General features: G+C 68.0%; 12 protein-coding genes. 8 read left to right on the top strand and 4 right to left on the bottom strand.

Features of this window, described 5'->3' with window-relative positions:
- Positions 1 to 86 precede the first annotated feature (86 nt).
- The 7 genes from ABZW96_RS14060 to ABZW96_RS14030 all read left to right on the top strand — a co-directional run bounded on the left by ABZW96_RS14060 (position 87) and on the right by ABZW96_RS14030 (position 8,328).
- Positions 87 to 701 (top strand): TetR/AcrR family transcriptional regulator, encoded by a 615-nt coding sequence (locus tag ABZW96_RS14060; RefSeq protein WP_355074504.1) that lies wholly within the window; start codon positions 87 to 89, stop codon positions 699 to 701.
- Positions 702 to 883: 182 nt separating this feature from the next.
- Entirely contained in the window at positions 884 to 1,531 is a 648-nt protein-coding gene (locus ABZW96_RS14055; RefSeq protein WP_159843027.1) for a TetR/AcrR family transcriptional regulator, read from the top strand.
- 312 nt (positions 1,532 to 1,843) lie between these two features.
- Positions 1,844 to 2,227, top strand: a complete 384-nt coding sequence (locus tag ABZW96_RS14050; RefSeq protein ID WP_355074502.1) for a hypothetical protein — start codon at positions 1,844 to 1,846, stop codon at positions 2,225 to 2,227.
- Positions 2,228 to 2,557: 330 nt separating this feature from the next.
- Positions 2,558 to 6,169, top strand: a complete 3,612-nt coding sequence (gene mfd, locus ABZW96_RS14045) for a transcription-repair coupling factor (protein ID WP_355074500.1) — start codon at positions 2,558 to 2,560, stop codon at positions 6,167 to 6,169.
- A 134-nt stretch (positions 6,170 to 6,303) separates the two neighbouring features.
- Positions 6,304 to 6,945 carry a MazG family protein gene (locus ABZW96_RS14040; RefSeq protein WP_355075026.1) on the top strand — a complete coding sequence of 214 codons (642 nt, stop codon included), beginning with the start codon at positions 6,304 to 6,306 and terminating at the stop codon, positions 6,943 to 6,945.
- A gap of 39 nt (positions 6,946 to 6,984) precedes the next feature.
- Positions 6,985 to 7,308: a hypothetical protein gene (locus ABZW96_RS14035; protein WP_355074499.1), complete on the top strand. Its 324-nt coding sequence runs from the start codon at positions 6,985 to 6,987 to the stop codon at positions 7,306 to 7,308.
- Positions 7,309 to 7,467: 159 nt separating this feature from the next.
- Positions 7,468 to 8,328, top strand: a complete 861-nt coding sequence (locus tag ABZW96_RS14030) for a haloalkane dehalogenase (protein ID WP_355074497.1) — start codon at positions 7,468 to 7,470, stop codon at positions 8,326 to 8,328.
- Between the two features lie 99 nt (positions 8,329 to 8,427).
- Here ABZW96_RS14030 and ABZW96_RS14025 read toward each other — a convergent pair whose 3' ends face one another.
- The 3 genes from ABZW96_RS14025 to ABZW96_RS14015 all read right to left on the bottom strand — a co-directional run bounded on the left by ABZW96_RS14025 (position 8,428) and on the right by ABZW96_RS14015 (position 10,151).
- Positions 8,428 to 9,003, bottom strand: coding sequence for a TerD family protein (locus tag ABZW96_RS14025; RefSeq protein WP_355074495.1), 576 nt, complete (start codon positions 9,001 to 9,003; stop codon positions 8,428 to 8,430).
- Between the two features lie 65 nt (positions 9,004 to 9,068).
- Positions 9,069 to 9,554, bottom strand: a complete 486-nt coding sequence (locus ABZW96_RS14020; protein WP_355074493.1) for a pyridoxamine 5'-phosphate oxidase family protein — start codon at positions 9,552 to 9,554, stop codon at positions 9,069 to 9,071.
- Between the two features lie 141 nt (positions 9,555 to 9,695).
- Positions 9,696 to 10,151: a flavodoxin family protein gene (locus ABZW96_RS14015; RefSeq protein ID WP_355074491.1), complete on the bottom strand. Its 456-nt coding sequence runs from the start codon at positions 10,149 to 10,151 to the stop codon at positions 9,696 to 9,698.
- 530 nt (positions 10,152 to 10,681) lie between these two features.
- Between ABZW96_RS14015 and ABZW96_RS14010 the strand changes: the two genes are divergently transcribed.
- Entirely contained in the window at positions 10,682 to 12,106 is a 1,425-nt protein-coding gene (locus ABZW96_RS14010) for a stealth family protein (RefSeq protein ID WP_355075024.1), read from the top strand.
- Here ABZW96_RS14010 and ABZW96_RS14005 read toward each other — a convergent pair.
- Positions 12,054 to 13,007, bottom strand: coding sequence for a phosphodiesterase (locus ABZW96_RS14005; protein WP_355074489.1), 954 nt, complete (start codon positions 13,005 to 13,007; stop codon positions 12,054 to 12,056). The two genes, ABZW96_RS14010 and ABZW96_RS14005, sit on opposite strands and share 53 nt — an antisense overlap.
- Positions 13,008 to 13,118: the final 111 nt, after the last annotated feature.

Raw genomic sequence — 13,118 nt, 5'->3', positions numbered from 1 at the left:
GAGGCACTCACGACCGGCAACAACGCGGGAAGGGCGGAGGAGCAGGGGTGTCTTTGAGTGAGTCGCATCGAGTGTCCCGTCCACGGATGACCGGCACCCAGCGGCGTCAGCAGCTGATCGAGATCGGGCGCGCGCTGTTCGCCGAACGCGGTTACGACGCGACCTCCATCGAGGAGATCGCGCAACGCGCCCAGGTCTCCAAACCCGTGGTGTACGAACACTTCGGCGGCAAAGAGGGGTTGTACGCGGTCGTCGTGGACCGGGAGATGTCGATGCTGCTGGACATGATCACCTCCTCGCTCACCCAGAACCGGTCGCGCATCCGGCTCGAACAGGTCGCGCTGGCGCTGCTGACCTATATCGAAGAACGGACCGACGGGTTTCGAATTCTGGTGCGAGATCAGCCCGCCGCCGCCGCCGAGGGCAGGTACTCCAGTTTGCTCAACGAAGCGACCAATCAGGTGGCGCACATTCTGGCCGGAGATTTCGCGCGGCGCGGGTTCGACACCAGTCTGTCCACCCTCTACGCGCAGGCGCTCGTCGGTCAGGTCGCCACCGCCGCCACCTGGTGGCTGGACGAGCGCAAACCCTCGAAAGAGGTTGTGGCGGCCCACTTGGTGAACCTGTGCTGGAACGGGCTGAGTCATCTGGAAGCCGATCCACAACTGAGTTCGGAATGGCGCGCGGGCGCCGGTGAGTGACCCGGATTGTTAACCAGCAAATTGCGCGACGGCTCTCGCCGAATGCTCGAATTGGCTGCTGGACGCGCGCCTGGTGGTACGGTTCACCCATCCTTTGGGTGCTGTTCGGGCGGTAAGTCGGTCAACTTCGGGATGTCGGTCTACTTCAGGATGGCTGGTTTTTGGGATGACAGGCGGATCTGATGGCTAGGCAAGCGCGCGCGGAGATCACCCGCGACTCCGTCCTGGCAGGCGCTGCCGATGTCTTTCTGCGCTTGGGATATGCGAATGCGAGCCTGAGCGAGATCATCGCGCAGTCCAATGTGACCAAGGGCGCCTTGTATTTTCACTTCGGCTCCAAGGAGGAGCTGGCGCGCGCGGTGGTCGACCAGGGCAACGAGCGGTTGACGAGCTCGTGTCAGGGCTTCTTCGATCCGCGAGTGCCCGCGCTGGAGGCGTGCATCGGCATCACCTACGTCGTCGCCGATCTATCGATGAACGACCCGATGGTCGGCGCCATGCTGAAGCTGACCCACCAGATCGGCGACTACCGCGGCGCTCAAGGCGACAACATCGCCAAGAACTGGGGCGACACCTACCGGCTGCTCGCCGAACGGGCCATCGCCCAAGGCGACCTGATCGCCGACCTGGACGCCGAGGTCATCGGCCTGCTGTGGCAGGAGATGGCCGCGGGCGTGCACATCATCGCCGTCGGCACCGAATCCATCGACCAGATGGCGGTCCGGATGGAGCGCGCCTGGTACTTCCTGCTCCCGGCCATCGTCCCGGCCGAGAAGCTCTCGTACTTCAGGGAATTCGCGGCAAGACGTTTGCGGCGCTACGTGCCGTAACTTTGGCAGCGCCTGCGGCGCTGCGTGTTCGCGGCCCTCTTATGGCGAGCCGGGCCGCGAACGGCGCATGCTCGGTCTCGCTTCGCTCGAAAGACGTGGTTACGGTGCGCTGGGCGCGTCGGTATCGAAGCTTGCTGCCCGGTGCACGCGTGTGGTGGCTGGCTGGCTGTCGGCTCGGGCTGCTCGAGGCTCGGTTCACTTCGCTTGAATGATGGCGTTCGGCCGGTGTGGTTGAGCTGGTGCCCGCGTCGGGCAACGTTCGCCTTGTCGAGTCATGGGTCGGGGGCATACGGGGATGGATAATCTCGCGGCATGCATACGCATCGGAGCTTCCACAATCCTCCTTCTCTGCCGCATGAGGTGGTAGTCGCGGTGTTGGAGCGGGCACTCGGAGACCGCGCGTACGAGTTCGAGGCGGCGGATGCTCTGGTTGGCAGCGCCTTGAACGACGACGATCGGGAGTTCGTCGAGCACTGGTGTGTGCAGGTCGGAACGCGGGCTGTGGCCGGCAGCCCGCTGCTCGGGCTGGCCGGGCTGTGCCTGGGACATACCGCTCGGCGATTCGGGCGGCTCAGCGATGAGTCCGTTGCGTTGGCGCGCTCCTTGTCGGCGCGTGCCGAGGCGGATCCGTCGGACGTGGACGGGCGGGCACTCGACGGTTTCGATGACGTCCGGAGTTTCCTGCACCTCTGGTGAAGGCCCGCAGTGTGCGTCGGGCGACATTCGCCCTGGCTATGGTAGGTGCTCGTCGGTGATGTGCTTGTTCCGCCGGATGACGTAGCCGCGAATCGTGCTGACGACTCCGCCGGGACCTTCTCGCTGTGGCTCGCTTCTCGCCGGGAGGAGCCGGAGCGTGTTCGGGTGGGCGGCCGTGTCGGCGACGAAATAGATCGCGGATGGGCGCTCTGGTACCGGGCAGGGGCGGCAGTCGCCTCGCGGCGGCGCGGGCGCTGCAAAAACAAGATGCCCGCTTAACTAGACTCGGTTGGCCGCTCGAAACGTGTCGCCTGCGCTCAGGAGTTGTCGATGTCCACCCACCGCCCCCCGTTGGCGGGACTGGCCGCCGCGGCCGGTGCCGATTCCTCGCTACGGACCGTCGCGGAGCTGATCGGCACATCGTCGGTCGAGCTGGTCGCGCCGTCGGCGGTGCGGCCGTTCGTCGCGTCGCGGTTGGCCGCCGAGCGGCCGTTGGTGGTGGTCACGGCCACGGGGCGGGAGGCAGACGACCTGAGTGTCGAACTCGTGGAGATGCTCGGTCCCGCGGTCGCGCAGTTCCCGTCGTGGGAGACGCTGCCGCACGAGCGGCTCTCGCCGGGCGCCGACACGGTGGGGCGCAGGCTGGAGGTGCTGCGCCGGATCGCCCACCCCGGCGACCCGCATTTCCCCGCGCCGCTGCGCGTGGTGGTGACCACGGTGCGGTCGCTGATGCAGCCGATGGCGGGTGGGCTCGGCGAGATCGAGCCGATCGTGCTGCGCGTCGGCGCCGAGCTGGACTTCGACGAATTGCTCACGCGGCTGGTGGAATTCGCTTACACCCGGGTCGACATGGTGGGCAAGCGCGGTGAGTTCGCGGTGCGCGGCGGCATCCTGGACGTCTTCCCGCCCACCGCCGACCATCCGGTGCGCGTGGAATTCTGGGGTGACGAGGTCACCGAACTACGGCCGTTCTCCGTCGCCGACCAGCGCTCGCTGCCGGACGTCGCGGTGGACGTCGTGGTCGCGCCGCCGTGCCGGGAACTGCTGCTCACCCCCGAGGTGCGCGAGCGGGCGGCCGAGGTCGCCGCCGCCAACGCGGCCGACGCGGCGCTGGTGGAGATGCTGGAGAAACTCGCGCAGGGCATCCCGGTCGAGGGCATGGAAGCGCTGTTGCCGGTGCTGCAACCGGGGCAGTTGTGCCTGCTCACCGAGGTACTGCCGGAGGGAACCCACGTACTGCTGTGCGATCCGGAGAAGATCCGCACCCGCGCGGCCGACCTGGTGCGTACCGGCGAGGAATTCCGGGAGGCATCCTGGACCGCGGCCTCGTTCGGCGGCGCGGCGCCGCTCGGCGGACACGGACTCGACCTGGCCGCCTCCGCCTACCGTCCGCTGCCCGAGATCCAGGCCAGCGCCGACCGGCAGGGCCTGCCCTGGTGGACGCTGAGCCCGCTCGCTTCCGGTGATTCCTCCGAGGTCGTGCTGCCGGTGCTGCCCGGCCCGGCCGCGCGCGGGTCCGACGAACTGGTGGCGACCATGTTCGCCTCGTTGCGCGCCCACGTGCTCACCGGCGGCAGGGCCGTGGTGGTCGTCGCGGGCCACGGGACGGCGCAGCGCATCCTGGAACGGCTGGCGGACGCGGAGGTCCCCGCCGCGGCGCTGGCGGCGGGCGCGGAGCCGAACGAGGGCGTGGTGGGCGTGCTGTGCGGCTCGCTGCACGACGGCTTGGTCTTCGAGGGCGCCGGTCTGGTGGTCGTCGCCGAATCCGACCTCACCGGCAACCGGGTCACCGCGCCGACCGAGGGCAAGCGGATGCCCGCCAAACGGCGCAACCAGGTCGACCCGCTCGCGTTGAGCGCGGGCGACATGGTGGTGCACGACCAGCACGGCATCGGCAAGTTCGTCGAGATGATCGAGCGCACCGTCGGCGGCGCGCGCCGCGAGTATCTGGTGATCGAGTACGCGCCGAGCAAACGCGGCCAGCCCGGTGACCGGCTGTTCGTGCCGATGGAGTCGCTCGACCAGCTCTCCCGCTACGTCGGCGGCGAGATGCCCAGCCTGTCCAAGCTCGGCGGCTCGGACTGGGCCAACACCAAACGCAAGGCGCGCAAAGCGGTTCGCGAGATCGCCGGCGAGCTGGTGCAGCTGTACGCCGCCCGCCAGGCAGCGCCGGGTCACGCGTTCGGACCGGACACGCCGTGGCAGAAGGAGATGGAGGACGCGTTCGCGTTCACCGAGACCGTCGACCAGATGACCGCCATCGCCGAGGTGAAGTCGGACATGGAGAAGGCCGTCCCGATGGACCGCGTGGTCTGCGGCGACGTCGGCTACGGCAAGACCGAGATCGCGGTGCGCGCGGCGTTCAAGGCGGTGCAGGACGGCAAACAGGTCGTCGTGCTGGTGCCGACCACGCTGCTCGCGCAGCAGCACCTGCAGACCTTCACCGAGCGTGTCGCGGGTTTCCCGATCACCGTGAAAGGCCTGTCCCGCTTCACCGATCCGGCCGAGGCCCGCGCGGTGCTGGAGGGAATGGCCGACGGCGGCGTCGACATCGTGGTGGGCACGCACCGGCTGTTGCAGACCGGCGTGCGGTGGAAGGACCTCGGCCTCGTGGTGGTCGACGAGGAACAGCGATTCGGTGTCGAGCACAAAGAGCACATCAAGGCGCTGCGCACGCACGTCGACGTGCTCACCATGTCGGCCACCCCGATTCCGCGCACCCTGGAGATGAGTCTGGCGGGGATTCGCGAGATGTCGACCATCCTCACCCCGCCGGAGGAACGCCACCCGGTGCTCACCTACGTGGGCGCCTACAACGACAAGCAGGTCACCGCCGCGATCCGGCGCGAGTTGCTGCGCGACGGCCAGGTGTTCTACGTGCACAACCGGGTGTCGTCGATCGACAAGGCGGCCAAGCGGATTCGCGATCTGGTGCCCGAAGCGCGAGTGGCGGTCGCGCACGGCCAGATGAACGAGGACGCGCTGGAGTCCACCGTGCAGGGCTTCTGGCAGCGCGAATACGACGTGCTGGTGTGCACCACGATCATCGAGACCGGTCTGGACATCTCCAACGCCAACACCCTGATCGTGGAACGCGCCGACGCGCTGGGCCTTTCGCAGTTGCATCAGCTGCGCGGCCGGGTCGGGCGCAGCCGGGAACGCGGCTACGCCTACTTCCTCTACCCGCCGGAGAAGCCGCTCACCGAGACGGCCTACGACCGACTGGCCACCATCTCGCAGAACTCCGATCTCGGCGCGGGCATGGCGGTCGCGATGAAGGACCTGGAGATCCGCGGCGCGGGCAACGTGCTCGGCGCCGAGCAGTCCGGCCACGTCGCAGGGGTCGGCTTCGATCTCTACGTGCGGCTGGTCGGGGAGGCCGTCGAGGCGTATCGCGCCGCCGCGGACGGCAAGCCGATCACCACCGAGGAGGTCAAGGAGGTGCGCATCGACCTGCCCGTCGACGCGCACATACCGCCGGACTACATCGCCAGTGACCGGCTGCGCCTGGAGGCATACCGCAAACTCGCCGCCGCGCAGGATGATTCGGCGCTCGCGCAGGTCGTGGAGGAACTCGTCGACCGGTACGGCCCGTTGCCGGTGGAAGTCGGGCGTCTGGTGTCGGTGGCCAAACTGCGCCTGCTCGCCCGCGAGTACGAGGTCACCGAGATCGCGGTCACCGGGACGACCTTGAAGATCTCTCCGCTGCACCTGCCCGATTCCAAGCAGATGCGCCTCAAGCGGCTCTACCCGAGCGCGGGGTACCGCGCCGCGTCCGGGGTGGTGCAGCTTCCGCTGCCGCGCGTGCAGGACAGTGTCGGGGCCGAGCGCGTCCGCGATGTCGTACTGCTGCAATTCGCCGCCGATCTGTTGCTGGCGTTGGACGGGAAGGCGCAGGGAGCGGTCGACCTCACCGTCGCCGCCGAGATGGCGCCGCGATGAGCTCGACACGCGACGAGTCCGTTCTGCGGGCCGCCCGCCATCGCGCGGTTCACGGCGTGGAGCGCGACGGGGAGGCGACACCGCGCACGGACACCGCGGTGGTCGCGGCGGGGCTGGCCGGGGCGGTCGAGGTCATGGACCGGCTCTGGCATTTCGGTGGGTGGGAGGTCACCCAGACCCACGACTCGCTGCGCCCCTATCTGCTCGAGGAGACCTACGAACTGCTCGACGCCATCCAGCACGACGATGCCGAGACGATCAAGGAAGAACTCGGCGACCTGCTGCTGCAAGTGCTCTTCCACTCCCGGATCGCCGAGGCCGCAGGTGAATTCACCGTCGACGACGTCGCCGCCGCGCTGGTGGCCAAGCTGGTCAACCGCAGCCCGCACCTGGTGGATTCCGCGATCGATCCCAACGCCTCGGTGGCCGAGAAGATCGCCGCCCAGGAACGCGCTTGGGAAGAACGCAAATCCGCCGAGAAGTCCCGCCGTTCCTGCCTGGACGGCATAGCCATGGCCCAGCCCGCGCTGGCACTCGCCGAGAAGATCGTCTCCCGCGGCACCAAAGCGGGCCTGCCACCCGCCCTCGTTCCAGAAGCCCTGCGCGTCGTGCACCTCGGTGGCCCGGAAAGCGCCGAAGAACGCCTCCGCAAAGCGGCGCTCACCTTCGCCGCCGCCATCCGCGCGGCGGAGGACAGCGCGGAAAAGGAACGCGGCGAACGTCTTCCGCTCACCGCCGAGGATTGGCACGCCTTCTGGCCGGAGGGAACCGAGTAGGACTCCCGCGCGGCCGTCCGATTCAGGGAAACTGAAAGAATGCGGTACCCCGAACTGAACGCACGACCGCGATGGCGGTCGACCGGGAACGGCAGATTCCCCGTCGCCGCCCACGTCGACGGCCAGTGGTGGGTCCTACGGATGAACGGCTTCCCCGACCACCCGCTGTGGACACTGTTCGTCAATGGCGCACCCCGTTTCGACATCGACGACACGCCGCCCACTTGGGGACGACCGAGCGACCGGTCCGCACCGCCCCTCGACCCCGACACCGCCGAACGAATCCTGGCCCCGGTCCGCCACTTGGTCGCCTACGGAAGCGAAGTCGGTGACCCCTGTGACGACCCGGTCTGCTGCGGGTGACTCCGCGATTCGTGTCGTTCCACTCGGCCGGCAGCCTGGGCTGAAATCGTCGGTCTTCATCAACCGACCGCGGGGGTCCCGCTCCGGAGACGGCCTCTCGGTGGAGGCGACCGCGCGCTCGGGTGCACCCGAGGTAGCCTGTCTCGGAGGGAGGGGCCAATGCTGATCGATTTCGTTCCTGACAAGAGTCTGTACCCCTTCGAGTCGCGCTGGTTCGACTCGTCGGCGGGCCGGGTTCACTACATCGACGAGGGGGCCGGGCCGCCGCTGCTGTTCTGTCATGGCGCTCCGGCTTGGAGCTTCCTCTACCGCCACATCGTGAAGGACCTGCGCGACCGGTACCGGTGTATCGCCGTCGACTATCCGGGTTTCGGATTGTCCGAACGTCCCGAGGGTTTCGGATACACGATCGCCGAGCACACCGCGGTCCTCGGCGAGCTGATCGATCACCTGCGGCTCGACGGCTTCGTTCTGATGGGACAGGACTGGGGCGGCCCCATCGGTCTGGGCGCGAGCGCCGCGCGCGCTGATCGGGTGCGAGGGATCGTGCTGGGCAATACCTCGTTCTGGCCGACCGAAGCGATGGCGAATCGGGCGTTCAGCGTGATCATGGGCAGCCGTCCGATGCAGCGGCGGATACTCGAACAGAATTTCCTCGTCGAGCGCGTCCTGCTCGCGGAACTGGGGCGCAAGCTGAGCGCGGCCGAGGCCGACCACTATCGCGCGGTGCAGCCCACCGCGGAAGCCCGACGCGGACTCGCCGCCACGCCCAAGGAAATTCGTGCCGCACGCCCGCTGCTGGACCGACTCGCCCGAGATGTGCCCGTCCTGCTCGGCGACAAGCCGGCCCTGTTGGTGTGGGGAATGCGGGACATGGTGTTCCGTCCGAACGCCTGTATCCCGCGAATGCGAGCCGCCTTCACCGATCTCGACGTAGTCGAGCTGCCGCACGCGCGGCATTTCATTCAAGAGCACGCACCGGAAGCGATCGCCGCGGCGATCGCGAAGCGGTTCCCGTGAGTTCGACCGGAGCCGAAACGTGCCGCGCGGGTCCTCCGGCGCTCGATGCCGATGGAGCACGAGGCCGAAAGACCGGCGCGGCGAACGCGAATCGAACCGTCAGACGTTGACGCCGTAGTCCCGGGCGATGCCCGCGAGCCCGGAGGCGTAGCCCTGGCCGATGGCGCGGAACTTCCACTCGTTGTTGTGGCGGTAGAGCTCGCCGAAGATCATGGCCGTTTCGGTGGAGGCGTCTTCGGTGAGGTCGTAGCGGGCCAGTTCGACGCCGGTGGCGGCGTCGACGACGCGGATGAAGGCGTTGCGGATCTGGCCGAACGACTGGCCGCGTGCGTCGGCGTCGTGGATGGACACCGGGAAGAAGATGTTGGTGATGTTCGGCGGCGTGGCGGTGAGGTCGATGTTGATCACCTCGTCGTCGCCCTCGCCCGCGCCGGTGAGGTTGTCGCCGGTGTGCTCGATGGATCCATCGGGCGAGCGCAGGTTGTTGTAGAAGACGAAATGCTGATCGGACAGCACTTTCAGATTCGGTCCGCAGGCGAGCGCACTGGCGTCGAGGTCGTAGTCGGCGCCGGTGGTGGTGCGCACGTCCCAGCCGAGCCCCACCGACACCTTGGTGAGATTCGCGGCCTGCTTCGACAGCGAGACATTGCCGCCTTTGGCCAGAGTGACGCTCATGATCCCCTTCCGCGCGGCACGGCCGGTGCCGCCTCTTTCTCTGCTCCCGGGAACGCCGGGCCGATCTAGTTCTGGTGTTCTGCCCAGGATCTCAGGGTGTCGACCCGGCCCTTCAGCGCGCGCAACTCGCTCTCGTCGTCGAGCACCGTGCGCTGGATGCCTTGCACGACCGCGAAGGCCGACTGGCGATGGTCGTCGATCACGTCGACGTCGATGCGGACGGCGACGTAGTCGGCGGCGTCGGGCATCTGCTCGGCGACCACGTGTGCGGTGCCCCTTGCGCACATCGCCACGTTGCCCCCACCGAGGATCAGCAGGGCCACCTCGGGATGTTCGCGCAACCGCGCCAGCGAACCGCGATCGTACTTGAGGCTGATCAGGATGCGCCGGTCACCGGCCCGCACCGGCCAGGACACCGGAATCGCATGCGGTGCAGGGTCGGTGGTCACCAGTACACCGATCGTCTCCAGTGGCCATTCCGGGAGCGCGTCCAGCTCGGGATGATCTGTCGAGTTGTGCTGACGTTGGGCGGGGCTCGCTCCGGCTGCCATCTTCGTCACCTCATGGATCGTCGAGCGCGGCGGGCTGTGCCGCGCTTGATAGCAGTCTAAGGCGCTGTGCGCCTTGCGCGCTGGCGCTGGGCGCTTTGTCCGGACCGCGCTTCGGTGACCAGCGGCGCGTGCCCGGCGCGGTCAGGCCGAGATCAGCGCGGGAATGTCGAGCGCGGCGGCCCACTCCCTGGCCATGTCGCGCACGCGGACCTCTGTCGACGCGTCGTGCCGGGCGTGTTCGCCCACCTGCACGCCGCCGCGCGCGGCGAGTTTCTCGGCGATGATCTCGCCGCCGCGGTTGAACGTGTCGCCGTACACGATGTCGCCGAGCCCGAAGACGGCGAAACGCAGCCCGTGCAGATCCGGCGTGTCGCGGTCGAGCGCGTCGGCGAAGGGTTCGGCGCCGGTCGGCAGCTCGCCGTCGCCGTAGGTCGAGCACACGACGACGTGGAAGTCGCGGACGTCCAGATCCGCGAGGTCGAAGTCCGTCATGTCGTGCACCGAGACGTCGTGCGCCCCGCGCAACTCCGCGGCGATGGTGTCCGCCGCGGACTCCGCGGTGCCCATCTCGGATCCGAACAGAATGACGACGCGCACCGGCACAACCCTTTCTCTGATGATATGGTGAGCCTATCCTAATTATATTGCCCAGTGTGTGCCACGACCGTGGGCAGCGCACGGACAGGTGCGGTTCAGCCGCACCGATTGACGGAATGTCGAGCGCGTTGCATCATTCGTAGAGGTGCCCGGAGTTTCCTGGGCAGACCACTTTCCAGTCGGCCGATGACCGTCCGGCGTACAGCTGCCACCCGTGCCATTCGATCGTTCCCGCACGAGTGCAGCGCTTCCATCCATGACGCCATGCGCGTCCGGCCGTGAGTGAGGTGAAACGAAATGGTCTACCAGTCGTCTACATACCGGGTGATCAATTCGTACCCGCGCTTCGGCACCCTTCCCCACTTCTGAATGTCACCGCGCCAGGCGCGCGGTCCTCGCACGTCGATGCCCCGGCATCGACGGATCGGCGCTCGGCGCGGTGCCCCGGACGCAATCTTCAGACCGGTGGTTCGACGGAAGTGGAGGCAGTCATGACGGACAGGGGAGCAGTGGACTCGGGGGCGGTGGAAATGGTCACGCGGGCCATGGCGAGCAATCTCGCCGTGTCCGCCGCGATGATCGAGGATCTCGGCTACCTGCGCGCGGAACTGGCCGCCGCGGAGGTGCCGTTCCTGCTGGTGCGCGACAGTGGGCACCGGCTCGTGCTCGCGGCCGACGCGGCGCAGCGCCTGATGGTGCGCCGGGTGACCGCCGCGGCGATGTCGGCGGGGTTCTCCTGTGTCGAATTGCGGCACAACGTCTTCCGGCTCGGGCGCGACCACGACCCGGCGCACCATGTCGAGCTGGAGCTGTGGGAATACCACGGCGACACGGTGACCTGCCCGCGCCCGAACGCGCTGACCCGCCCGGTCTTCGACCTCGCCGACGTCCAGCGCACGCAGGTGCGGCTGTTCGACCGGACCTGGCCCACCCTGGCGGACATGTTCGCGCCGCAGACCGGTGACGTCGGGTTCGATATAGACCTGGTGTTCTCCTGGGTGGACGGCTCCGATCCGGAATTCCGCGCCCGCCGCGCCGGGATGCTCGCTCAGGTCGTGGTCGGCGAGGGCGACGACGCGGACGCCAGGATCCGCCAGATCGACGAGTTGAAGTACGCCCTGCGGTCGGTGCACAAGAACGCGCCGTGGATCCGCAGGATCTTCATCGCGACCGACTCCACGCCGCCGGAGTGGCTGACCGCGCATCCGAAGGTGACCGTGGTGCCCGCGGCGGACCACTTCCGGGACATCAGCGGCTTGCCGGTGTTCAATTCGCACGCGGTGGAATGCCAGTTGCAGCACATCGACGGGCTCAGCGAGCACTTCTTGTACTCCAACGACGACATGTTCTTCGCACGTCCGGTGCGTCCGTCGATGTTCTTCACGCCGGGCGGCGTGAGCCGATTCATCGAAGCGGACACCAGGATCGGGCCCGGACGCAACAACGAGCGGCGCAGCGGTTTCGAGAACGCCGCCCGGGTGAACCGGGCGCTGCTGGCGGAGCGCTTCGGTTATGTCATCACGCGGCACCTGGAGCACACGCCCGCGCCATTGCGACGCAGCGTGCTCATGGAGATGGAGGAGGAGTTCGCCGCGGACTTCGCGCGCACGAGCGCGAGCCGGTTCCGCGCGGCCACCGACATCTCGGTCACCAATTCGCTGTATCACTACTACGCCATGCTGACCGGGCGCGCGGTGCCCCAGGAGTCGGCGAAGATGCGGTACGTCGACACGACCAGCTACCACGGTCTGGCATTGCTGGACGGGCTGGCGCGTCATCGCGACGTCGACTTCTTCTGCCTCAACGACGGCAGTTTCCCCGAGGTCGCCGAGTCCGACCGGGTGCGGATCGTCTCGGAGTTCCTGGCCCGCTACTACCCCGAGCCCGCGCCGTGGGAACGGCTCAGTACACCGCCTCGTCATCCGCTTCCGGAGTCGACGCAGGGCGCCGCATGACGTGCGGGATGCGCGCGGCGGGCGGGATCACGATGCCCTCCTCCGTCAGCCGTTGCCGCGCCTCCTCCGGCGTGGCGGGAGCGCCCACCGTGCGACCGCGCTCGATGGGCACCACCGAGTGCACCACGGTGTCCGGATAGATGTGCACGTAGTTGAAGGCCTGCGCGCCGTCCCGGCCGCGCAGGCCACCCTGCGCCACACCGAGATCCTGGCTGTAGCAGGTGGCCGACGCCACCGAGACGGGGATGCCCGCGAACGTGGCGCTGGTGGAGAAGTGCAGGTGCCCGGCGAGGACGGCGCGCACGTCGGTGCCGTCCAGCACGTCGGCCAGTCGGCGCTGATCCCGTAGTTCCACGGTGACGGCGAGGTCGATCACGCACGGCACCGGAGGGTGGTGCATGGCCAGGATGGTGCCGAAGGGCGCGGGCTCGGCCAGGACCGAGCGCAGCCACTCCAGCTGGTCGTCGGAGATCTCCCCGTAGTGGTGGCCGGGCACCGAGGTGTCCAAGGCGACGATGCGCAATCCGTCGATCAGATGCACCCGGTCCAGCGGGGAAGTGGTGGGGTACTCGTGGAGCAGGCGGGCGCGGAGGGCGGCGCGGTCGTCGTGGTTGCCGGTGACCCACACGATGGGCGCCTGCAAACTTCTGGCGAATGGTTCGACGATCGACTTCAGCTTGGCGTACGCGGCGGGCTCGCCCCGGTCGGTGAGGTCGCCGGTGAACACGATCGCGGTCGGCCGGATCCCGCTCGCCGCGGCCTGGTCCAGCAGTTGCCGTAACCGCAGGTCGGCGTCGACATCGCCGTACAGGGGGTCGTCGCCCGCGATGAGATGTGTATCGCTGAAGTGGAACAACACATGATCCGGACGCGGATACTCCGCGACTCTGGTGATGGACACCGGACCGAATCCCTCCTGGCGGTTTGCCCGCCATTGGCTTGGCTCCGTCGCCACGATAGCGCCGGTTACGGACAGGTTTCCCGGCGGTTGATGAAGACTCGCTTGCGGGAA

It is taken from the genome of Nocardia sp. NPDC004168 (assembly GCF_040610355.1).
In the GTDB taxonomy this organism is placed as follows: Bacteria; Actinomycetota; Actinomycetes; order Mycobacteriales; family Mycobacteriaceae; genus Nocardia; species Nocardia sichangensis.
This window is presented reverse-complemented; position numbering and strand designations above follow the sequence as displayed.

Coding starts and splice junctions, on each gene's coding strand:
- ABZW96_RS14020 (WP_355074493.1), bottom strand. CDS start 9,554: ATGGCAGCCGGAGCGAGCCCCGCCCAACGTCAGCACAACTCGACAGAT.
- ABZW96_RS14055 (WP_159843027.1), top strand. CDS start 884: ATGGCTAGGCAAGCGCGCGCGGAGATCACCCGCGACTCCGTCCTGGCA.
- ABZW96_RS14010 (WP_355075024.1), top strand. CDS start 10,682: ATGGTCACGCGGGCCATGGCGAGCAATCTCGCCGTGTCCGCCGCGATG.
- mfd (WP_355074500.1), top strand. CDS start 2,558: ATGTCCACCCACCGCCCCCCGTTGGCGGGACTGGCCGCCGCGGCCGGT.
- ABZW96_RS14030 (WP_355074497.1), top strand. CDS start 7,468: ATGCTGATCGATTTCGTTCCTGACAAGAGTCTGTACCCCTTCGAGTCG.
- ABZW96_RS14060 (WP_355074504.1), top strand. CDS start 87: ATGACCGGCACCCAGCGGCGTCAGCAGCTGATCGAGATCGGGCGCGCG.
- ABZW96_RS14050 (WP_355074502.1), top strand. CDS start 1,844: ATGCATACGCATCGGAGCTTCCACAATCCTCCTTCTCTGCCGCATGAG.
- ABZW96_RS14035 (WP_355074499.1), top strand. CDS start 6,985: ATGCGGTACCCCGAACTGAACGCACGACCGCGATGGCGGTCGACCGGG.
- ABZW96_RS14040 (WP_355075026.1), top strand. CDS start 6,304: ATGGACCGGCTCTGGCATTTCGGTGGGTGGGAGGTCACCCAGACCCAC.
- ABZW96_RS14025 (WP_355074495.1), bottom strand. CDS start 9,003: ATGAGCGTCACTCTGGCCAAAGGCGGCAATGTCTCGCTGTCGAAGCAG.